This window comes from Streptomyces sp. NPDC008092 (genome assembly GCF_042957285.1).
Classification (GTDB): Bacteria; Actinomycetota; Actinomycetes; order Streptomycetales; family Streptomycetaceae; genus Streptomyces.
Genome location: NZ_JBIBHY010000033.1, coordinates 1 through 21,951 on the forward strand (window position 1 = coordinate 1; position 21,951 = coordinate 21,951).

The window sequence follows — 21,951 nt, forward strand, 5'->3', positions numbered from 1 at the left end:
CGACAGGCCACGACTCCCACGGAATCACCACTGCTATCCCCGACCAGCGGAAACGCACCGATCACGCCCGAAAAGACAACAGCTTCTGAGACTCGTTCTCAACCCACGTGCGTGAGGAGTCCCATGAGTACTGAGGTTTCCCGTCGTCAGGTACTGGCCGCCGGAGCGGCGCTGGCCGGGGCGGCGGCGCTGACAGCCGGCTCGGAAGGAACCGCCGACGCGGCGGCCGCGACCGGTGACAGCAAGGAGAGACCGAAGGTGAAGCCGACGATCGTGTTGGTGCACGGCGGTTACGCCGATTCGTCCTGCTGGAACGCCACCATCCACAGGTTGCAGGACAAGGGCTACACCACGATCTGCGGGTCGAACCCGCTGCGGGGCATTCCGACCGACGCCCCGTACATCGCGAGTCTGCTGGACTCGATCAGCGGACCGGTCGTGCTGGTGGCGCACTCCATGGGCGGCACGGTCATCACGAATGCCGCGGCCGGGAAGAGCAACGTCAAGGCGCTGGTCTACATCGCCGCGTTCGTGCCCGAGGTGGGCGAGACGCAGGGGGATCTCATCGGCAAGTTCCCCGGCAGCGAGGTCCTGCCGGTGAGCGTGCCGGTGCCGTACACGAAGGCCGACGGCACGACCGGCACCGACCTGTACCTGAGCAAGGACGGCCAGGCGGCCTTCGCCGCCGACATCTCCGCCGCCGACTTCCGGGTCCTGCAGGCCACGCAGCGCCCGTTCGACGCCGATTCCTTCACCTTCCCGACCACGGCCGCGGCCTGGAAGACGATCCCGACGTGGGGGCTGGTCGCCGGCCAGGACAAGGCGATCCCGCCGGCCTGCGAGCGCTGGATGTACAGCCGCGCCAACGCGCGCAAGGTCGTCGAAGTGCCGGACTCGTCCCACGTCGTGATGCTCAGCCACCCCAGGGCCGTCGCCGACCTCATCCGGGACGCCGCCGAGGCGGTCGCCTGACGCTCGCGACGAGTGCCCCGGTCCGCCGCCACGGACCAGGGCAGTCTCCCTACCGGCCCGAACCTACTGATCCGACGAGATCACGATGCCCGCGAGGTCGAACAGGTCGCGCGCAGCATGGACATACTCGGGATGCCCGGTTCCGTGTCTCCTCTGCCGTGCTTGAGCGGACTCTGAGCGACTCTGTGTTCGAGCCGTACTGACGGAACTCGATCGTCGCTGCGATCCGGTACATGTTCGAGCCTCGTCCCGTACTCCGACCTCACACGGTTGGTCGACATGCCCTCAGGGACTGCTTGGGCGTGCTGTACCTGCTGTGGGCCGGCGTGCCACCCGGACACCCGAACATCGAGCTCGCCGTAGCGCAGCTCGGTGGGGGTTGCCTCTCTTCCCTGACCCGTCGACGACTACTGGGCCTACAGTCCCGGCCTGCTTGCCGCGAAGCCCCGTGAGATGGTCACCGCTTGATCGCGGACCCGCTGCAACCCTGACGATCGCAAGGGAATCGGCACGCTGCCGTCCCTTCGGATCGACCAAAGCGAGAGCGGTACGTCGCGTCTTGGAGACGGCAGCGGTCGCCCATTCGTCGCACTTCACCGTTGGCGAGAGCTTGCCGCAAGATACCGCTGCAACTCGATGTGCCGGAACTGATAGACGGCTCCGGCCTGCCGTAGCACCCCGCGATGCTGGTGAGCATCTGCAAGGAAGGCCATCAGCCGCCATGGGAGCCGGTGTCGCAGGGCCAGGTAGCCGCGTGCGATGGCCAGCTTGCCGCAGGCAGCCTGATTCCAGGCGACAGCGAGACCGACCACGATCCCGACCATGGCACCTGTTACCAGGGCGCGCAGCAGTTTGGGCATGGTCATGGCCCACCCAATGGTCTCCAAGCTGGCCGGGTATACGAGCTGGCGGCCCTGACTCTGGGAGAAGGCCGCGCACCAGCACGCGAGCCCGATGGCGAGCCCCACGGCCAGTGCAGTCACCGCGCCGAGCTTGCGGAACGTGTGCTGGTCGTGGCCGAGGAGTGCCGACGGCCCTGGCGCGCTGGTGAGGTCCGCCGCTGCGGCCTTGATTCCGCAGGTGACACCAGCCGCGAGGCAGTACACGGACAGGGCACCGGCTGCAAACGGAGTCGAACCCAGGAAGATGTCTCCAGTCATCCCTGTCAGCGCGTTCGCAAGCCCCTGGGAAAACCCGAAATGGAATACGTCCTCGGTCCACGCCGGCAGGATGACCGCTACGCCCCCGCCGAGTCCGATGAGAAGACCGCCCCAGTCCCACGACCACCTGATGGCCGTCGCTGGGGGCACCTCCGTGTCTCTCACCCTTTGTCCACCAGCAAGGCCGCCGACGAGGCAGAAGAGGCAGGCCAGTGCGACGGCGACGGGCAGCATCTGCTGTGGGTGGTCGTCGTCCAGAACGTCGACGTACACGTACCCGGCACCCACTGCGAGACCCAGGGTGGCAAAGCCTCGATTCCATCTCCGTCGGCTGCGCAGCGGCGTCCGCTCACCACTTGCTCGTCTCGCCGCCAGAGTGAAGGCCAGTTCCCCCATGAGGCCGCCGATGAAGCCGTAGACCGAGCCGGCGGTCAGCACATGCCACATCGGAGGGGTGTAGTCGCTGTGCGGATTGTTCACGAGGTCAACGACGAACACCTCCCCTGAGCTGATCAGAGCACCGGTCAGCCCACCGGGCATACGCCCCGCGAGCCCGCCAACGAGACCTGCGAGCATCCCGGTTGTGGACGCCGATGACCACGTGATCACTTCACTGCCGGAGGCCAGGTGCCAGACGAGCTGGTTGGATACCCAGCTCACGCCGAATTCCAGAACTGCCGCGAGGGCGCCGATGAGCACAGGTGGCAGCCATGAAGGGATGGCCCGGTGCAGCTGCCACCAGGCCAAGTTGGTCGTCCCGGCACTCACGCGCTCGGTATGCCGGGCAAGCCACCGCAGCGCTCGTTCCGCGTCCGCAGCCGACCATGGAGAGGGTGTACGCGGGTGCGGCCGGTAGGCCGCGGGCACGAACGCCCGAAACAGGTGGGCCTCGACAGCCGCACGGCTGTCGAGATCCGGGTTGTCCAGTAGTTCCGAGGGGCACGGAACCGCGTCTAGTGCCTCTCCCGTACGCGGATTGTAGATAGTCCGAGCGAGGAAGACCATTAACGGTGTGCTCAGCGCCTGGGCCACCGCGACGCCCGATCCCAGGCTGTGCAGTACTCGGTCCCACCGGGCCGCAGCCGGTGTCCCCGCGCCTCCGGCGTCCCGGCATAGGTAAGTTGCCGTCTCTTCGGGATCCAGCGGGAGCAGTTCGATCCCGGCCGACCCACCCAACTTGCGCGGCAGCGCGGCAACCGGAGCGGCGGCCTGAGCGTATTCCGTGGCGCGGCTGGCGAGGACCACTGGATGACCGGGCGGCAGGACACTGTTCATCTGGTCGAGCGCCATGCCCCTGGCCCGAGCAGGTAGTTCGTCGAAACCGTCCAACAGCGGCAGGATCAACCGATGCGTCAGGAGATCCTCGGCGCGGCTCGGACAGCCGAACGTGGCTGTACTCGGAACGGCGAGCTCATCGAAGTCCTGCGACAGTTGCTGCACGAGCCAGGCTTTGAGGTCCTGCTTGGCCGGATCCCACGACGACAGCGTGAACAACACCGGCACGGGAGTCCCCGGGACGCGGCATTCGATAAGCCCCAGCAGTAGCCGTACCAGCAGCAGGGTCTTCCCTGACCCCGGCCCTCCAAGGATCAACAACCGCCGGGTCGGCACCTGTTCCAGGAAGACTCGAAGGATCTGCCCACCGCTGCCTGCGAGCTCAGCTGGCGCGGCCGCCCACGTTGACGGAACATTAGCCGCTCCCGCCTGTTGCTCCGCCGCCATCTGCGTCAGTTGAGCCCATTCCTCGACCAGCGGCTCGGGCGCTGCTGTCCAGGTCACTCTGAGCGGGCGGGGATCATGCAAACCCCGTACGCCGGCTTCGATCTCCCACTGCTGCCGCACAGCTACCGCCAATTGGTCAGCGAGGGAGCTCGGTGAGAGTGGGGACATCGGGGCCGACCTGCTCGAACGCAATGTGGCCCAAGACAGATACAACCCTGCCGCTGTGGGAAGCAGCGCTACCGCCGTCGCCGGGACGGGGAGCTTGAACAAGTACGCCAGCCACAGCGCGCCAGCTACCCCAGCAACTGCCAACACGAGGTACACCAGGCCGATGCGGCGCAGCCGAATGTGTGGTTCCCCCATACCCGGTAAACGGCCTGACCGCCCCCAAGACACGTGCAAAACGTGGCAGGGGCTGACAGGTCGGAACTGTGCGTCCTGCCAGGCGATTTCGTCGTGGCTCATGTCTTGGACGCCGACACCGAGGCGACGGTTCCCCTGGCTCACCGTGATGTGAAGGGGCGTCACGTCCGGGCGAATCGCTGTGGGGTGTACCTCTGCTCGCGGTGCGGAACGGAGCAGCGCCGTCACGGACTGCGACGGCTCTCCGCGATCGCTGCCAGAGCCCAAATGGTGACGCCGTTGCCAGTGTGGAAGTCGCCGTCACCCGCGCACTTCTCGTCTCCAGCGGGCGGATGCCAGATCAACACGTCTTGCTCACGGCTGCGTTCGAGTACACGTTCTGGAGCAGCCAGCATGGCTCTCCCGTTGCCGGAACCTCGTTCCTCTCAGCAGCATGCTGCCAACGATTTCGCGTGGGCTCGACGTCACTTCAAGGGAACCGCGCCAGGACGACATCGGCACGCGACTTGTGACCGGCGATGCCGGCGCCTAAGGCTCGCTCTTGGCTGTCCGTTTTTTCTGTCGCCGGAGGGGCTCAGTCCCGCGACGAAGCGCGTCCCGCGCCGCTCACAACTTCACCGACACGAACTTGGTCTGGGTGTAGTGGTGCAAGGCCTCGAGGCCCTTCTCGCGACCGTAGCCGCTGGTCTTGTATCCGCCGAAGGGTCCCTCGACGAGTCCGGCCTGCCACCCGTTGACGTAGACCTGACCCGCCTCGAGTTGTGCGGCAACCCGATGGGCGCGGCCGAGGTCGGACGTCCACAGGCCGGCAGCCAGTCCGTAGTCGCTGTCGTTGGCAATCCGGACAGCCTCCTCCTCGGAGGAGAACCTGAGAACAGCAAGCACCGGCCCGAACACCTCTTCGCGGGCGATGCGCATGTCGTTGGTGACTTCGGTGTAGACGGTCGGCTCGACCAGCCAGCCCTCGCCGACCGGGCGGCCGCCGATGGCGAGGACCGCCCCGTCCTGGTGAGCCACCTCGAAGTACGAGAGCACCTTGTTGTACTGGTCCTCCGTGGTCAGGTGGCCATAGGTCTTCCCCGGCTTGACCAGATCGGGGAGAGCCTTCAGCAACCCGGCGACGAAGGCATCGTGGATCTGGTCAGCGACCAGCAGTCGCGTACCCGCCGTGCACACCTGCCCGGCGTTCCCCACGAAGGCCATGATCGACCCGCGGACAGCGGCTTGGAGGTCGGCGTCCGCGAAGACGATGTTCGCGGACTTCCCGCCTAGTTCCAGCGTCAAGGGGAGGATTCGTTCAGCGGCGATCTTGCCGATCTCGCGCCCCGCCCGGACCGATCCGGTGAAGGCCACCTTGCGCACGTCGGGATGTGCGACGAGCGCGGCGCCCGATGCCCGGCCGGTCCCGGTGACGACGTTGAGAACGCCGTCGGGCAAACCCGCCACCGTGGCGATGCGGGCCAACTCCAACGTGGTGGCCGAGGTGACCTCCGCCGGCTTCGCCACCACGGTGTTGCCGGCCATGAGAGCCGGAGCGATGGCGCGGGCCGCCTGGTTCAAAGGCACGTTCCACGGGGTGATCACGCCGACGACTCCGAAGGGCTCGCGCAGCGTGTACCCATGGATACCGGGTCCCAGGTCGATGACATCGCCGCCGGGGATGTTCGCCAGCCCCGCGTAGAAGTCGAAGTAGGCGGCAGCTCCTTCCACCTCACGCGGCGCCTGCCAGGCAGGCTTTCCGGACTCCGCGGTCTCCAGTGAGGCGAGGGACTCGGCCTGCGCGCGGATTCCGGCGCCGATCGCGGCCAGGATCCGGCCGCGCTCGCCGGGCTTGCGGTTCTTCCAGCCGGCAGCTGCCTGCCTGGCTGCCTCGACAGCGGCGGCCACGTCCTCGGCGGAACCCGCCGCGATCTCGCATACCGCGGTGTCCGAGGCAGGTGCGTGTGAAGTGAGGTATTCGCCGGCGGCTGGTATGTGCGGGTGTCCGCCGATCCAGTGCTCATAACGCTTCATTCCACGTCCTCGATCGACTCGTCGGAACGGATCGGTAGCCCCGGTATACCGATTGGCCGCATGTGCGCTGCCGTCCGGCCTGCATTGAAGATCTTCGGCCACCACGACGTGGTTCGGCCGGCCATCACTCGGCGCTCGGCGGCATGTACCCGACTCTAGGCAGAAATATTATAGTTGGCAATCAACTTTTTTCCCTTGATAGAATCGGTTCGTCACCAGGGGGAACGATCAGTTCGGCCGTCCCGCCGCAGAGAGGAAGCGCATTGGCAGTCACCCGACGGATGCCGGAGACCAAGCAGGAGCGCGCTGCGGTGTCGACCGGCAAGCTCCTGGACGCGGCCGCCAATCTCGTCGCGGAACGCGGCTATGAGCGCACGACGCTTGCCGCGATCGGCGATCGTGCCGGGTACACCCACGGACTCGTGACCGCGCGTTTCGGATCGAAGGAAGGACTGCTGTGGGCCCTGATCGAGCGTATGGTGGTCGACTGGTCGAAAGACCACCTGGCCTATGAGCTTCAGGGCACCTCCGGTGCGGACGCGATCCATGGCCTGGTCCGAGAGATGCGCAAGAGTTGGCGTGCCAAATCGCAGCACATGAAGGCGCTCTACGTCCTCATGTTCGAAGCCCTGCTGCCGGTCCCGCTGTTGAACGAGCGCATGCGCGAACTCCATCGCTCGCAACGTGCCGGTCTTGAAAAGACGATCAACGCCGCCATGGCCGCCGGCACCGTTTCCCCCGACGTCGACAGCGCGGCGGTCGCTCGGCTGATCGTCGGTGCCCTCCGAGGTGCGGCTTACCAGGCGATGCTGGATCCGCGAGAGGTTCCGATCAAGCGGGCGCTCGAAGACGTCGACATGCTGATCGACGCGCTCCTCCCTCCCCCCGGAGCCGCACGGCCGCAGGTCGAGGGCTGAAAGTCAATCCTCTCTGGAAAAACGGCAATATCGAATTCAGAGATTGTACGGATAGGCGGGTACACGGCATCTGGAGGCGCGGCGACGCAGGTGCCTGTCGAGAAGCCTCCTTTTGTTAGGAGTCGTGAGGGCAGCCCCGGCACGCGCCGGGGCTGCCGACCTTCACTTGGACGCCAGTGGCGGATCTGCAGGCCGTACGACGACCAGAGCGTCGACGCCGACAATCTCGGCACCCCGGATGAGCATGGGGTTGATGTCGACGGCTTCCAGGCTCGGCCCGGCGCCCAGGGCGAACGCGGCGAGCCGTCCGACCACGTCGGCGAAGGCCTCGAACGTCTGCTTCGCTCGCCAACGAGGACTGCGCAGCACCGCGCCGAGTTTCGTTCGCGCGAGCGCCGCGAGGATCTCGCCGGCGTCGGCGCCGGCGGGAACCATGGCCAGGTCGGCGATCGCCTCCGCGTGAACTCCACCGAGGCCGAAGACCACGAAGCGGCCGAGCCCGGGCTCTGTCACCACACCCACGAGCGCCTCGATATCACCCTTGACCAGGGGTTGGACCGAAACAACCGAAGCACCCAGATCGAACAGTCGCCCGGCCTCGCGACGGACGGCGTCTTCGCCGTCGATACCCACCACCACGAGGTCGAGATCGGACTTGTGCGCGACTCCCGGCACGATCCCCTTGATGACCACTGGCCATCCGATGTCGACAGCAGCGCTCACCGTCTCGTCGGGAGTCGTGCTGACGGCGATGTGCGCCATCGGCACGCCGGCCCTGACCAGCAACCGAGTGCTGGTGATGTCATCGAGTGGGCCGACCGCGACGCCGTCCAGAACGGCTGTCGAAGACGGTCCGGCAGTGGGGGACGGAGCCGCCTCGGCAGCGCGGCCCACGGCCGCGATCGCCGCCATGCAGACTTCCGTGTCCCGCAGCACCGGAATGCCGGACGCGGCGTAGAGAGCGCGTTCGGCGGGACTGATCCCCCCGGGGGCCAGCAACAGGTGCGGCTTGTCACTGACACGCTTGCTCTCCACCAACTTGCCTGCGAATCCCGCACGCTGGTCGTCCGTGATCATCGGGTGGTAGTAGTGGAGCACCACGTCGATGCCGGTGTCCGCTGCGACCAGTCTCAGCGTCGCGCCGACGCCCAGGAGCCCCTGGAGCGTGCCGTGGTCGACCGGGTTCTCGATGTGGCCGCCCGGCGCTCGCTCATCGACCTTCCGATGCGTGTCGGGCGACAGCGGAGGCAGTTCGATGGCGCGGCGGCTCGCGGCGTCCGCCACCATCGTGCCCGCGCCACCGGACATCGTGGTCACCCCGATTCGTGGTTTGGCCGGTAGCCTCGGCTTTCCCTCGGCCAGGACCGCGGCCGCCACCAACTGCTCGATGGTGTCCACCGTGCCTACGCCGTGGTGGGCGAGGAACGCCGCGTAGGCCACGGCGCTGCCCGCCATGCGACTCGAGTGCGCGACGGCTGCGGACGCACCGACTTCGGAGGTGCCGAGCTTGAGCGCGAGCACCGACTTACCCCGTGCCTTGGCGCCGGCCACCGCGCGGGCGAACCGCTCGCCGTCGTGGATCGAGTCGATGACCAGCGCCAGGCACGTGGTCGCCTCGTCCTCGGCGAAGTACTCGAGGTAGTCCAGCATATTGAGGTCGCATTCGTTGCCCACCGAGACGAACGATGACAACCCCATCCCCTGCTCGCGGGCGAGCAGCATGACGGTGGAGAACAACGCACCACTGTGCGAGAGGACGGTCACGCCGCCACGTTCGTGCCGGATGCCGTGAGCCGTATTGAAGCCGATCGACACGTCGTGTGCCGCGCTGTAGATCCCGTTGCAGTTGGGACCGACGATCCGCATCCCGGTCTCCGCGGCCACCTGGGTCAGCGCAGACTCCCGCGCCCGCCCCGTTTCCGTGCCGGTCTCGCCGAATCCGGCTGCCGATACGATCGCCACCTTGGTACCGGCCTTGGCCAGTTCCCGCACCGCTTCCACGGCAGCGTCGGCCGGCACCAGCACGTAGGCCACATCGGCCGGCCCGGGCAATGACGCGACGTCCGGATAGACGGGCAGACCGCGAACTTCGCCGCCGCGGCGGTTCACGGGGTAGACCTGTCCCGCGTACCCGTTGTCGATCAGGTTGTCGACGATCCGATAACCGATCTTGCCCGGCGACGAACTCGCCCCGATCAGGGCAACGGAACGCGGCTGGAACAGAGCGTCCAGCGTCGCCCTGGTCATCGGTTCTGCCATCGTGGTTCCCTCTTCTCCACGAACGCCCGGACGCCCTCGACGCGATCCTCGCTCGCGTAGGGGTCCGGGCCGAGGTTCAACTGAAGCGCGGCCTGCAGCGGCAGGCCGGAAGTGCCGTACACGTTGGCCTTCATGCGCCGCACCGTCAGTGGGGCGTTCGCGGCGATCGTGTCGGCGAGCTCCATCGCTGCCGCAAGCACCTGGCCGGTGGGGACGATCCGGTTGACGAGACCAAGACGCCAGGCTTCTTCGGCGCTCATCGAGCGGCCGGTGAACAGCAACTCCATCGCGATGGCGGGCGGGATCAGGCGGGGCAGCACCACTGTGCCGAACGCCGCTCCCATGCCTCGCTTGGCCTCGGGGAGCCCGAAATGCGTGTCCTCGGCGGCGACCCGCAGGTCGCATGCCAGCGCCAGTTCGAGGCCGCCGGCAACGGCGGGGCCGTTGATCGCGGCGATGACAGGTGTCTGCATCTGAGTCATCAACTCGAAAATTCCGCGGTGGACCGCGATCGGTGGGCGAAGCTGACGCGCCTTGCCCCCGTCCTGAGCGGCCATCGCCTTGAGATCGGCGCCGGCGCAGAACGCGCTTCCACTGCCGGTCACGACGACGACCCACACGTCGGGGTCCGCCTCGGCAGCAGCTATGGCCTGCGCCAGGCGGGCGGAGAGCTCCCTGTCAAAGGCGTTGCGCCGTTCCGGCCGGTTCAGCGTCAACAGGCGCACGTGGCCACTCGTCTCTTCGAGGAGCACCGTGTCGGCTTCCACCGTCGTCATGGCCGCACCTCCGTGTCGATGTGACGCCGCCGCTCCACAGGACGGGGATCAGGGATCGGTTCGCGCCAGGGCCGGTGGGGTGCGGTGAAGACAGCGTCACCGAAGCGCCAATGGCCGACCTGGTCGAAGGTCTCCACCAGCGGCAGGTTGGGGTCGTAGAGCCGGTCCGGCGATGGGCGCGGCCCCGCGTGCGCGAGACGTCCCGGCACCGGCCGCCCGATGATCTCCTCGAGCAGCCATACGGCCGCGAGCAGCTTGTCGAGATCGACGCCGGTGTCGATGCCCATGCCTTCAAGCATGTGTACGACGTCCTCGGTGGCCGCCATGCCCGTCGCCCGGCCGTTGCCGCAGTAGGGGCAGCCGCCGATACCGCCTGCCGTCGTGTCGAGGTACAGGTCGCGGTCGCCGACGACGGTCACCGCGGCGTAGATCGAGGCGAGCGCCATGCCACGCGCGTCGTGCAGGTGCAGGTAGACCTGGCGGATGCCGGGCCAGCGCTCGAGCACCGCCGCCAGTGTCGCGCTTGTCTCCGCCGGTGTGTTCCAGCTCATCGGATCACCGAGCATCACGAACGTGACCGGAATACCCCGCTCCGCCCAGATCCGGTGGGCGCGGGTCAGCATGGCGAGCCGCTCGTCCAAGTCGAAGTGGCCCTCGAAGTTGGATCCCCAGGCGGCGTTGATGCCGATCCCTCCGGACCGGGCGCCGAGCGTCTGCGCGCGGTCCGCGATTCCCGTCCACGCGGCGATCTCGTCGGCCTGGGAGCGGTTGGAGTTGCGTCTGACGAACGTGTCGCAGAGGTGGCAGACAAGCAGTGGCGGGAAGGGCGTCCGGCTGAGGACAGGGAACTCTGCAGCTCGCTCGAAGCCGCGGGGGTTCATCGCGAGGTAGGTGTATTCGACGCCCGGTCGTGGAGTGAACTCCCGGACCACTTCGTCGACCGCCCTCATCTGCGGGGTGTAGCGAGGGCTCACGAACGAACCGACGTTGATGCTGGAGAGGCCGGTCTCCGAGAGCGCGTCGAGCAGCCGGACCTTGTCGGCCGTGGTGATCTCCACCGACTCGATCTGCATTCCCTCGCGCATGACCTCCTCGCGCAAGTGGACTCCGGGCAGGCTCATGCCACAGCTCCTTGTCGTGCTCGGGTTCTGGTGGCCGTTGGCGGCCGGCGGGACCGTCGGCTCCGCCGTGTGACTCGGGTCGTCGAGAGCGGCAAGGTCACTCTCACAGAGGTACACTCCAAAAAGTTTGTAGTCAACCAGCTAACTTTGATGATACGCCCTCCGGGCGAGGACGGTAGGCGATGGCCGGGGGAGTGGGCTTTGACGTGCGCCGACGGTCAGCGGGCCGGCTGTCGCTCTCCTTGACGGTGGACGAAGGTCCGAGTGTTCATACCGCTCCTTCCTCCCGCAGTGCGGCGATGGCCGCGGTGTCGTAGCCGAGTTCGCCGAGCAGTTCGTCGGTGTGTTCTCCGAGCAGAGGCGGCGGTGCGGCCGGTCCAGGAGCCGTTCCCGCGACGTGCACCGGACTGCCGAGCACGTGCAGTTCCCGGGCCGGTCGGCCGGGGAAGTCGAGCGGATGTATGAAGCCGCGGGCGGCGATCTGTTCGTGTGCCAGCGCTTGGGGGACGGTCAGCACCCGCGCGCACGGGACCCCGGCCTCGGCAAGCAGCGATTCCCAGTCCCGCGCCGATCGGCGGGCGAGTGCCTTCTCCAGCTCCAGAGTCAGCTCCGCACGATGTTCCTTACGGATCGAGCGCTCGGCGAAGCGTGGGTCCTCGGCAAGTTCCGGCCGGTCGAGAACACGGCACAGCGCGGCGAACTGCCGCTGCTCGTTGGCCGCGATGTTCAGTATGCCGTCGGCAGTCGCGAAGGCGCCGGACGGTGCGGCCGTGAAGTTGTCGTTGCCCATCGGTACTGGTTCCTGGCCCGCGATCAGATAGTTGGACACCACCCAACCCATGGCGGTGAGCGCCGCTTCGAGCATGGACACGTCCAGCCGGATTCCCGTGCCGGTCCGATCGCGTTGGACCAGCGCCGACGCGACCGCGAACGCGGCAGCCATGCCGCCGAGGGTGTCGGCCACCGGGTAGCCGGCGCGCAGGGGGCCGCTGTCGGCCGTTCCGGTCACGCTCATCATCCCGGACAGGCCTTGGACGATCTGGTCGTATGCCTGCCGGTCGCGCAGCGGACCGTCCTGGCCGAAGCCGGAGATCGAGCAGTAGATCAGCCGAGGACTGGCCGCGTGCAGGGATTCCCAGCCGAGGCCGAGCCGATCGAGCACGCCCGGCCGGTAGTTCTCGACGATCACGTCGGCTTCTCGCGCGGCCCGCATCAGTACCTCACGTCCACGTGGTGACTTGAGGTTGATCGTGACCGACCGTTTGCCGCTGTTCTGGGCAAGGAACGAGGAGCCGAGCCGGTCGGTGTTGAGGTCCTGGTCCGCGCCCAGTTGCCGGGCCAGATCGCCGGTTCCCGGCAGCTCCACCTTGACGACGTCGGCGCCGAGCAACGCGAGCTGGTAGGACGCGAACGGTCCGGCCAGGACGTTGGTGAGGTCCAGTACGCGTATCCCGGCCAGCAGCTGCCATGCCTGGTCGGTCTTGGAGCCGGGCACTAGCTGCCTCCGAGGAATCGCAGTTCGGACAGCTGTGTCGCGGCACGTGTCAGGGCCGGGAGGAACATCGCGATCCGTTGCTCGGTGAACCGGCTGGTGGGGCCGCCCAGCGCGACGGCGGCCACGATCCGGCCGGTGGTGTCGGTGATGGGCGCGGCGACGCCGGACACGCCGTCCTCGCGTTCGCCGTGGCTCACGGCCCAACCCTGTGCCCGGGCGCGGTGCACTCGGTCGATCAGCGTCGCCTCGGTTTCCGGCCCGCGCCCTGCCGCCAGCGCGGCGCGCCGCAGGTCCTGTGAGGAACAACCGGCCAGCAGCACGTGCCCGGAGGCGCCGGCCCACAGCGGCATGGCTTCGCCGATCCGGACCACGTGGCGCAGCGGCTGGGTGCCCTCGTGCTGGGCGACGCACACGCGAGTGGTGCTCTGTCGGAGGTAGATGCGCGCGGATTCGCCGCCGGAGTCGGCCGACAGCGCCCGGAGGTATTCCGCCGCTTGCGGCGGAAGTTGCCAGGCGTCACGCGCGAGTTCGGCCCAGCGCAGCAGCCCGGCGCCGGGGCCGAGCCGGCCGTCGCCCTTTGTCCACAGCAGCCCGCGTTGTTCCAGGGTGGCAACCAGCCGGACCACCGTGGATTTCGCCAGGCCGCTGGCGTCAGTGAGTTCCCGCACTGTGCGGGACTGGTGCGACTCGTCGAACAGGGACAGCAGGTCCAGTGCGCGCAGGACGCTGCGTACCCCGTCTCCGCCGTCTTCGATCGGGTCCGGCATGAGCCGCTCCTCCTGACCTGCCGCCGCGCTGCGGGTGAGCCGTGCTGTCAATGCCACGGTGAACCACGTGGTGGCATCAAAGTACCGACAGGTGGCACACACTGTAAATCCGACACTGATCGGCCACATTGACACTGAGTGTCATTTGAGTCATTCTGTGCGGGGCAAAGGGTCCACAGGTACGAGAGGGACTGATCGCAGTGGGCAAGACGTGGTTGATCACGGGCGCCGGGCGCGGTTTCGGCAAGGAGTTCACTCAGGCCGCGCTGAGCCGTGGTGACCGGGTCGCGGCGACGGCAAGAAACGTCAAGGCGCTCAGCGACCTGGTCGACGAATACGGGGACGCGATCCTGCCGCTCGCGCTCGACGTCACCGATCGGGAGGCGGTCTTCGCCGCCGTGGCAGCCGCGCGGGAGACCTTCGGCGGCCTGGACGTCGTCGTCAACAACGCCGGCTACGGCATGTTCGGAGCAATCGAAGAGGTCAGCCCGGAGCAACTCCGGCAGCAGTTGGAGGTCAACGTCTTCGGGCCGTTCCACGTGACCCAGGCAGTGCTGCCGATCCTCCGTGAGCAGGGCAGCGGGCACATCATCCAGATCTCCTCGATCGGTGGTGTGGCCGCGTTCCCGCTGCTGGGGTCCTATCACGCCTCGAAGTGGGCGCTCGAAGGGTTCAGCGAGTCGCTCGCGCAGGAGGTCGCTCGCTTCGGCATCAAGGTCACGCTCGTCGAGCCCGCCGCCTACGGCACCGACTGGGGCGGATCGAGTGCGGTCTGGCCGGAGGGCCTGCCGCAGTACCAGCCCATCCGCGACGCGCGCGCCGCGGCCTCGCGCCCGAGCAACGATCCGGTTCATGTCGGCGCCGCGATCCTCGCGTTGGTCGACATGGACCAGCCGCCCCTGCGGGTCTTCTTCGGCACCGGTCCCATCGAGGCTGCCGAAAAGCTCTACCAGTCACGTCTGCAGACCTGGCGCGACGGCCAGGTCCTCGCCGCGCTGGCCGAAGGCCGCTGACCTCGAAGCCTGCGATAGCGCCGGGCCGGTCCCGCGATGAGGCGCGGGACCTACCCGTTTCGGTTCTGCGGAAAGAGATCTCGTGGACATCTCACTCGAAGTCAACGGCAGGACCGCGCGGTTGAGTCTCGACTCCCGCGTGACCCTCCTGGACGCGCTTCGCGAACGCCTCGACATCACGGGCCCCAAGAAGGGCTGTGACCGCGGCCAGTGCGGCGCCTGCACAGTCCACGTCGGCGGACGGACCGTGCTGTCGTGCCTGACGCTGGCGGCCACCGTGCGCGAGCCGGTCACGACCGTGGAAGGGCTCTCGGACGGCGACGAACTGCACCCCGTGCAGCGGGCGTTCGTCGACCAGGACGCGCTGCAGTGCGGCTTCTGCACGCCGGGGCAGATCATGTCGGCAGTGGCGGCAGTCGAGCAGGGCGTCGCAGATGTCCGGGAGTTCATGTCGGGCAACATCTGCCGCTGCTCGGCCTATCCCAACATCGTCGCGGCCATGGAACACGCAGCGGCATCGACGCGCGCAGGGCGGTCGGATGCGGCCGTTTGAGCTCACCGCTCCGGCGAGCGTCGCCGAAGCCGTCGCAGCGCGCGGCGCGTACCTGGCCGGCGGGACGACGCTGGTCGACCTGATGAAGCTCGACGTGATGAAGCCGGGGCACGTCCTGGACATCAACGGGCTGCCGTTGCGCGGCATCGACGCATCGGACGGCCTGCGGATCGGCGCGCTGGAGCGGATGAGCGATGTCGCCCGGCATCCCGCCGTGTACCCCGTGATCGGCCGGGCGTTGCTGGCCAGCGCGTTGCAGCAGCTGCGGAACATGGCCAGCATCGGCGGGAACCTGTTGCAGCGCACCCGGTGCACGTACTTCCGGGACGTCGCGGTGCCCTGTGGCAAGCGGGAACCGGGAAGCGGCTGCCCGGCGATCACGGGTGCCAACCGGATGCACGCGATCCTCGGGACCAGCGACCACTGCGTCGCGACGCACGCCAGTGATCTCGCCGTCGCCCTCGTCTGTCTGGACGCGGAGGTCCGGCTGGTCGGCGCGGCCGGTGAGCGGACGGTGCGGCTGGCCGACTTCTACCGCACGCCCGGCACCACACCGGCGGTAGAACACGACCTGCGGCCTGGCGAATTGGTCACCGAGGTGGTCGTGCCACGGCTGGACTGGGCCGTGAACTCCACGTACATAAAGGTGCGGGATAGGCAGTCGTACGAGTTCGCGTTGTGTTCCGCGGCCGTTGCGATGGACGTGCGCGACTCCCGGGTCGTGGAGGCCCGGGTCGCGGTCGGCGGCGTGGCCACCGTGCCATGGCGACTGCCTTCCGTGGAGGCCGCGTTGCGCGGGGCGCCGGTGCACGAGTCGTCCTTAGCACGATCGCGCACGGCGAGATCGAGGCCATGGACGTGACGGCGGCCAAGGCCTCGCCCGGGGTGGTCGGCGTGTACTCGCCGTTCGCCCCGTTCGAACTGACGACCCCCACGATTCCGGGGTACGGCGACACATGGGTGCCGCTGCAGGACCGGTCCGTCACGTTCTACGGTCAGCCGATCGGGTTCGTCGTCGCCGAGACGTTCGAGCAGGCCAGGGACGCGGCGATGCTCGTCGACGTGAGGTACGACGAGCGCCCGGCACGGACGTCGCTGGCCGACGGACTGGCCGACGCCGAGGACGAGCCGGAGCGACGCGGCGGCCGCCCGTCGACGATGACCGTGCTGGCGCCCGCCGTCGAGTCCATCGAGGGTGCCCTGGGGGACAGCCCGGTCGTGGTCGACGCGACGTACGCCACAGCTCCCCAGCACCATGCGCAGATGGAGCCGCACTCAGCCGTCGCCGTGTGGGAGAACGGCTGCTTGACCGTCTACAGCGGAAACCAGAGTGCCAGCCTCCAGGCCGGTGAACTGGCCACCGCGCTGGGCATGGCCGCCGACCGGGTTCGTGCGGTGAGCCCCTTCGTCGGCGGTGCGTTCGGCGGGAAGGCCCGAACGTCGGCCCCGGCCTTCCTGGCGGCCGCCGCGGCCCGGGTACTGAACCGCCCGATCAAGGCCGCGCTGACCAGGGAACAGATGTTCACGGCGACAGCGGGTCGCGCGTCGACCGTGCAGCGGATCACGGTGGGCGCGCAGCGAGACGGTGCGCTGGTCGCTCTGCGCCACAACTCGTGGTGCAGCACGTCGATCGACCGCTCGTTCGTCGAGCCGACGTCGCGCGGATCGCTGGCGTCCTACGCGGTGCCGAACATCGAGATCAGCCAGAAGATCGTACCGCTGCACATTCCGCGTACGACCGTCATGCGGGCGCCCGGCGAGGCACCGGGATCGTTCGCGCTGGAGAGTGTGATCGACGAACTTGCCGTCGAGTTGGACCTGGATCCCATTGAGCTGCGCCTGCGCAACAACTCCACGGGCCGGCCGGCAACGACCTGGAGTGGTCGAGCAAACACCTGGACGACTGCTACCGGATTGGCGCAGCGCGGTTCGGCTGGGCAGAACGGCGCCCGCAGGGGCGCGTCGAGGGCGACTGGCTCGTGGGCCTCGGCACGGCCACCGCGGTGTTTCCGGCGTCGCGTTTCCCCGCGACCATCGAGATCACCTTGCGCGCGGACGAGACGGCAGTGGTGTCCACCAGCGGCGCCGACCCGGGTACCGGCCTGCTCACGGTGCTGTCGTTGGTGGGCGGGGAATCACTGGGCATACCGCCAGATCGCATTGTCCCGCGGCTGGGCGACTCGACGTTCCCCGTCGGTGGTCTGTCGGGCGGGTCGACGGCGACGGCCAGCGCCGGAACCGCGATCGTGGCAGCCGCCGGTCGGGTGATCGACGACCTGCTGGTTGCCGCCACGGCTGACGGCGCGCCCTTCACCGGGCTCAATGCCGCCTACGCGGACGGCCGAGTGGCGGCCGACGGCCGGTCGATGTCGTTCGGTGAACTGTTGCGGGAGCTGGGCCGGGACTCGATCACGGCGACCGGTTCGTCGGCACCGGGCGAGGAACTGTCGAAGCACTCGTTCTCCTCGTTCGGCGCCCAGTTCTGCGAGGTCCGGGTGCACCGGCTGACACGGGAGATCCGCGTGTCGCGGATGCTCGGCGTGTTCGACGCAGGAAGGATCATCAACCCACAGGCGGCCCGCAGCCAACTCATGGGCGGCATGATCTGGGGCATGTCGGCGGCGCTCCACGAGGGGCTGACGATTGAGGGCAACGGCCGGTTCGCCAACGCCGACCTGGCCGGGTACCTGGTGCCGGTCAACGCCGACACCCCAGAAGTGGATGTGTACTTCGTGGAGTACCCGGACACCCTGCACAACGCGATCGGCGCGCGCGGGATCGGCGAGATCGGCACGGTCGGTATGGCGGCGGCGGTCGCCAACGCGGTCCACAACGCCACCGGCATCCGGGTGCGGCACATCCCGATCGTGATCGAGGACCTGCTGGACTGACGCCGGTTCGGCCAGTGGACTTGCCGGCCGGTGGAACCGGCGGCCACCGGGCGGTGCCCCGCCGGACGGCGGGCCGGGTCTCAACGCGAGCGCTTGCCCGCATAGAGGTCACGCCCGATGATCTCCTTCATGATCTCGGTCGTCCCTCCGAAGATGGTCTGGATGCGGGTGTCGAGAAAGGCACGGGCAATCGGGTACTCCAGCATGTAGCCGTAGCCGCCATGCAGCTGGACGCACCGGTCCACGACCTTGGCCTGCAGTTCGGTCGCCCACCACTTCGCCTTGGCCGCATCGACCGCCGACAGCGATTCCTCGCTCAGCGCTTCGATGCACCGATCGACATACGCCCGGGTGACCTCCGCCTCGGTGACCAGCTCGGCGAGCAGGAAACGGCTGTGCTGGAAGTCTGAGATGGGGCTTCCGAACGCGGTGCGCTCGGCGCAGTAGTCCCGAGTCCACTCCAGCGCCGCCTCGGTGACGCATTGCGCGAACACGGCGATGGACGTGCGCTCGCGCGGCAGCCGTTCCATGAGGTGCATGAAGCCCCGGCCTTCGGTGCCGAGCAGGTTTCCCGCCGGTACCCGGCAGGAGTCGAAGAAAAGCTCAGCGGTGTCCTGCCCGTGCAGCCCGACCTTGTCCAGCTTCCGGCCTCGGGAGAAGCCCGGTGTTTCCCTTTCGACGAGGAACAGGCTCATGCCCTTCGCGCCGGCGGCGGGGTCAGTACGGGCCAGGACGATGACCAGGTCGGCGTGGATGCCGTTGGTGATGAACGTCTTGACGCCGTCGATCACCCACCCGCCACCGTCCCGGACCGCGGTGGCGCGGATGCCCTGCAGGTCGCTGCCCGCACCGGGCTCGGTCATGGCGATCGCGGCGATCGTTTCACCCGAGCACATCCCCGGCACCCACCGGTGCTTCTGTTCCTCGGTGCCGAGATCAAGGAGATACGGCAGGACGACGTCGTCCTGTACCGCGAAGCCGGAGTGCAGCGACGCGGCACCCACGCGGGCGAACTCCTCCATCACGACGGCGCGGTAGCGAAAGTCCGGTTGCCCCCCACCCCCCAGGTCCTCGGGGGCGCCAAGTCCCAGCAGCCCCTGCTTGCCGGCTGCGGCCCACACCGTCCGGTCGATCAGGTGCTGGTCCTCCCAGCGCCGCAGGTGCGGAGTGGCCTCACGGGTGACGAACTCCCGGACGATGTCCCGGAAGTCCTCGTGATCCTGTTCATAGAGCTTGCGCTGCACAGCGGTTTCTCCTTTTCAGGCTGCTCCGTCCTCAGCTGCCCTGCTCGTTTCGGTGCGGCTCCACCGCAAGTTCGCCGTTGTCGAACAGCCGTCGTACGGCGCGCTTGTCGTACTTGCCGACACTGGTCTTGGGCACGGCCGACACGAAGCACCAGCGCTCCGGAATCCACCAGCGCGCGACCCGGCCTTCGAGGAAGTCGCGCAGGTCCTCGACGGCCGTATCGGCGCCCTCCGCCAGCACCACACAGGCAAGGGGACGCTCTTCCCAGCGTGGATCGGGAACGCCGACAACGGTGGCCTCCACCACGGCAGGGTGCTCGGCGATGACGTTCTCCAGCTGTACCGTGGAGATCCACTCGCCTCCGCTCTTGATGCCGTCCTTGAGGCGATCGCTCACCACCACCCAGCCCCCGGGCTCGATGACACCGAGGTCCCCGGTCCGCAGCCACCCGTCGCTGAACTTCTCCGGGCTGTTCGGGGTGCGCAGGTACGAGCCGGCCACCCAGGGCCCGCGCAGCTGCAGTTCACCCACCGACTCCCCGTCCCAGGGCTGCTCGACACCGTCCAGCCCCATCACCCGCACCTGCACGCAGGGCATCACCCGCCCGCTCTTCACCAGCCAGTCCACGTCCTCGTCCTGAGCGGTACCGGCCGGCGGCGCGGACCAGGTGGCGATCGGGCTGGTCTCGGTCATGCCCCACCCCTGGACCAGCCGCACGCCGTGACGTTCCTTGAGGCCAGTGACGAGCCCTCTGGACGGAGCCGAACCGCCGCAGCCGGCCAGCCGGATGCTGCCGAGGTCCACCGGATGCGTGAGGCCGTACTGCAGCAGGCCGTTCCAGATCGTGGGCACGGCCGCGACGCCTGTCGGACGTTCCGCCTGGATGATCCGGGCGAGGTCGGGCACCTGCAGGAACCGGCCGTTCATGATGAGGTCGGCTCCGGCCAGCCATGCCGCGTACGGCCAGCCCCAGGCGTTCGCGTGGAACATCGGCACGATGGGCAGCACCCGGTCGCTCTCCTTGATCGCGAAGGCGTTGCCGCTGGAAATGCCGAGAGTGTGGAGGAAGATCGAGCGGTGGCTGTAGGCAACGCCCTTGGGATCGCCGGTGGTGCCGGTGGTGTAGCAGAGCGCGGCCGCGCTGCGCTCGTCCAGGTCGGGCCAGGCGAAGCCGGGTTCCTCGGCGGCCAGCAGGCCCTCCCACCGATGGACCGCCACGTCGGGCGCCAGATCGGGGAGCTCGCCGGGGCCGATGACCACGACGTGCCGTATGCGCGCCAACCGGTCCCGGAGCTGGACCAGCAGGTCGATCAGCGTGGCGTCGATCAGAAGTACCTGGTCGTCGGCGTGGTCGATCACGTACGCCAACTGGTCCAGGTGCAGCCGGAGATTGAGCGTGTGCAGCACGGCGCCCATGCTCGGCACCGCGAGGTACGCGACCAGGTGTTCCGGCGTGTTCCAGGCCAGTGAGGCGACCCGGTCCCCGGCCCGGACGCCGAGCCTGGTCAACGCTGATGCCAGGCGCTCGGCCCGTTCGCCGGTCTCCGCGAAGGACCACGCGGTGCTGCCATCCGCTTCGCAGCGGACCACCCGACTGCCGGAGTAGACCTGCTGGCCGTGTCGAAGGATGTCGGAGACCAGCAGCTCACGGTCCATCATGGTGCTCTTCATCGGAGGGCTCCTCATTTCGACCGCAGCGGTCCGGTCCCACAGACGGGAAGCTATCGAACGATAGATATTTAGTAGAGACCCGAGAGTGGCGTCAATCCCCTCGGTGGCCGCCATGGCAATCCTTGACTCGCGGGAAGACCGGTCACTAAATTGCTTATCTATCGATCGATAGAGAGCGGAGAGATTCATGACGAAGCCCGATCTCGACAGCAGCCCCGCAGCGACGCTGACACGCCGTGGCCGGGTCGCTCTGATCACCCTGAACCGTCCCGCGGCGATGAACGCCGTCAATGCCGAGCTGTCCGCTGCTGTCGGCGCGGCCTTGGAAGAGTTCGCCGCGGACCCGGAGCTCCAGGTTGCCGTTGTCACCGGAGCGGGTCGCGCCTTCTGCGCCGGAATGGATCTCAAAGCGGCTGCCGAGGGACTGGCAGTCGATGCCCCCGGTCACGAGGACTGGGGGTTCGGCGGCATCGTCACCCACTGGGTGGACAAGCCGGTGATCGCAGCGGTCAACGGACTGGCTCTGGGCGGTGGCGTCGAGATCGTTCTCGCCTGCGACCTGGTCGTTGCCGACGAGGAGGCGAAGTTCGGTCTTCCCGAGGTTCGCCGCGGCCTGTTTCCGGCCGCGGGTGGGGTGATCCGGTTGCCCCGGATCGTCCCGCGCAACATGGCACTGGAGATGGCGCTCACCGGCGAGGCGATCGACGCCGAAACCGCCGCCAGATGGGGACTGGTCAACCGGGTCGCCCCAGCGGGCAAGTCGTTGGAGGCGGCCTTGGAATTGGCCGAGACACTCGCTGCCGGTGCGCCGCTGGCTCTCGGCGCGGTGAAGCGACTCATCCACGCCGCCTCCGGTTTCGGCTCCGACCAGGAAGCCCCGGCCTGGGCCGACAACGACAGCGAGTGGGTGGCCGTCAGCCGCAGCGAAGACGCCAAAGAAGGCCCCCGCGCCTTCGTCGAGAAGCGCGTGCCGCGCTGGACCGGCCGCTGATTCCCCACATCCTCCAGCACCC

At 68.1% G+C, this 21,951-nt stretch carries 16 protein-coding genes and 1 pseudogene; 8 read left to right on the plus strand and 9 right to left on the minus strand.

Features of this window, described 5'->3' with window-relative positions; all coding sequences use genetic code 11:
- Positions 1-123: 123 nt before the first annotated feature.
- On the plus strand, positions 124-972 hold the full coding sequence (locus tag ACFZB3_RS49605; RefSeq protein WP_391390431.1) for an alpha/beta fold hydrolase: 849 nt from the start codon (positions 124-126) through the stop codon (positions 970-972).
- A gap of 593 nt (positions 973-1,565) precedes the next feature.
- Here the strand turns inward: ACFZB3_RS49605 and ACFZB3_RS49610 are convergent.
- Together ACFZB3_RS49610 and ACFZB3_RS49615 are read right to left on the minus strand one after the other, a co-directional pair.
- Complete coding sequence (locus tag ACFZB3_RS49610) at positions 1,566-3,986, minus strand: NACHT domain-containing protein (RefSeq protein WP_391390432.1); 2,421 nt, start codon at positions 3,984-3,986, stop codon at positions 1,566-1,568.
- 837 nt (positions 3,987-4,823) lie between these two features.
- Positions 4,824-6,230: an aldehyde dehydrogenase family protein gene (locus ACFZB3_RS49615; protein WP_391390434.1), complete on the minus strand. Its 1,407-nt coding sequence runs from the start codon at positions 6,228-6,230 to the stop codon at positions 4,824-4,826.
- Positions 6,231-6,511: 281 nt separating this feature from the next.
- Here ACFZB3_RS49615 and ACFZB3_RS49620 point away from each other — a divergent pair, with 281 nt between their 5' ends.
- Positions 6,512-7,147, plus strand: coding sequence for a TetR family transcriptional regulator (locus ACFZB3_RS49620; protein ID WP_391390436.1), 636 nt, complete (start codon positions 6,512-6,514; stop codon positions 7,145-7,147).
- Between the two features lie 162 nt (positions 7,148-7,309).
- Here ACFZB3_RS49620 and ACFZB3_RS49625 read toward each other — a convergent pair whose 3' ends face one another.
- The 5 genes from ACFZB3_RS49625 to ACFZB3_RS49645 form a co-directional block, all read right to left on the minus strand.
- On the minus strand, positions 7,310-9,406 hold the full coding sequence (locus ACFZB3_RS49625; protein WP_391390438.1) for an acetate--CoA ligase family protein: 2,097 nt from the start codon (positions 9,404-9,406) through the stop codon (positions 7,310-7,312).
- Positions 9,391-10,182, minus strand: a complete 792-nt coding sequence (locus ACFZB3_RS49630) for an enoyl-CoA hydratase-related protein (RefSeq protein WP_391390440.1) — start codon at positions 10,180-10,182, stop codon at positions 9,391-9,393. The genes ACFZB3_RS49625 and ACFZB3_RS49630 overlap by 16 nt, the downstream gene beginning before the upstream one ends.
- Positions 10,179-11,303: a hypothetical protein gene (locus tag ACFZB3_RS49635; RefSeq protein WP_391390442.1), complete on the minus strand. Its 1,125-nt coding sequence runs from the start codon at positions 11,301-11,303 to the stop codon at positions 10,179-10,181. Before ACFZB3_RS49635 ends, ACFZB3_RS49630 begins: the two co-directional genes overlap by 4 nt.
- Positions 11,304-11,571: 268 nt before the next feature.
- Positions 11,572-12,798 carry a CoA transferase gene (locus ACFZB3_RS49640; protein WP_391390444.1) on the minus strand — a complete coding sequence of 409 codons (1,227 nt, stop codon included), beginning with the start codon at positions 12,796-12,798 and terminating at the stop codon, positions 11,572-11,574.
- Positions 12,798-13,565 carry an IclR family transcriptional regulator C-terminal domain-containing protein gene (locus ACFZB3_RS49645; protein WP_391390446.1) on the minus strand — a complete coding sequence of 256 codons (768 nt, stop codon included), beginning with the start codon at positions 13,563-13,565 and terminating at the stop codon, positions 12,798-12,800. The genes ACFZB3_RS49640 and ACFZB3_RS49645 overlap by 1 nt, the downstream gene beginning before the upstream one ends.
- Positions 13,566-13,765: 200 nt before the next feature.
- On the opposite strand from ACFZB3_RS49645, the gene ACFZB3_RS49650 reads away from it, so the two are divergent.
- From ACFZB3_RS49650 to ACFZB3_RS49670, 5 genes and pseudogenes are all read left to right on the plus strand, one after another.
- Positions 13,766-14,578, plus strand: a complete 813-nt coding sequence (locus tag ACFZB3_RS49650) for an SDR family NAD(P)-dependent oxidoreductase (protein ID WP_391390448.1) — start codon at positions 13,766-13,768, stop codon at positions 14,576-14,578.
- A gap of 82 nt (positions 14,579-14,660) precedes the next feature.
- Positions 14,661-15,131 carry a 2Fe-2S iron-sulfur cluster-binding protein gene (locus tag ACFZB3_RS49655; protein ID WP_391390450.1) on the plus strand — a complete coding sequence of 157 codons (471 nt, stop codon included), beginning with the start codon at positions 14,661-14,663 and terminating at the stop codon, positions 15,129-15,131.
- Positions 15,118-15,993: an FAD binding domain-containing protein gene (locus tag ACFZB3_RS49660; RefSeq protein ID WP_391390452.1), complete on the plus strand. Its 876-nt coding sequence runs from the start codon at positions 15,118-15,120 to the stop codon at positions 15,991-15,993. The genes ACFZB3_RS49655 and ACFZB3_RS49660 overlap by 14 nt, the downstream gene beginning before the upstream one ends.
- Positions 15,984-16,919, plus strand: a pseudogene (locus tag ACFZB3_RS49665) (xanthine dehydrogenase family protein molybdopterin-binding subunit); the annotation flags it as partial. The gene ACFZB3_RS49660 and the pseudogene ACFZB3_RS49665, both read left to right, overlap by 10 nt.
- Positions 16,920-17,110: 191 nt before the next feature.
- The gene (locus ACFZB3_RS49670) at positions 17,111-18,022 is read left to right on the plus strand and encodes a molybdopterin cofactor-binding domain-containing protein (protein WP_391390454.1); all 912 of its coding nucleotides are present in this window, start codon (positions 17,111-17,113) and stop codon (positions 18,020-18,022) included.
- Positions 18,023-18,102: 80 nt separating this feature from the next.
- On the opposite strand, the gene ACFZB3_RS49675 is transcribed toward ACFZB3_RS49670, so the two are convergent.
- On the minus strand, positions 18,103-19,266 hold the full coding sequence (locus ACFZB3_RS49675) for an acyl-CoA dehydrogenase family protein (protein ID WP_391390456.1): 1,164 nt from the start codon (positions 19,264-19,266) through the stop codon (positions 18,103-18,105).
- 31 nt (positions 19,267-19,297) lie between these two features.
- Complete coding sequence (locus tag ACFZB3_RS49680) at positions 19,298-20,938, minus strand: long-chain-fatty-acid--CoA ligase (protein WP_391390457.1); 1,641 nt, start codon at positions 20,936-20,938, stop codon at positions 19,298-19,300.
- A 187-nt stretch (positions 20,939-21,125) separates the two neighbouring features.
- Between ACFZB3_RS49680 and ACFZB3_RS49685 the strand changes: the two genes are divergently transcribed.
- Positions 21,126-21,929 (plus strand): crotonase/enoyl-CoA hydratase family protein, encoded by an 804-nt coding sequence (locus ACFZB3_RS49685; RefSeq protein ID WP_391390458.1) that lies wholly within the window; start codon positions 21,126-21,128, stop codon positions 21,927-21,929.
- Positions 21,930-21,951 lie beyond the last annotated feature (22 nt).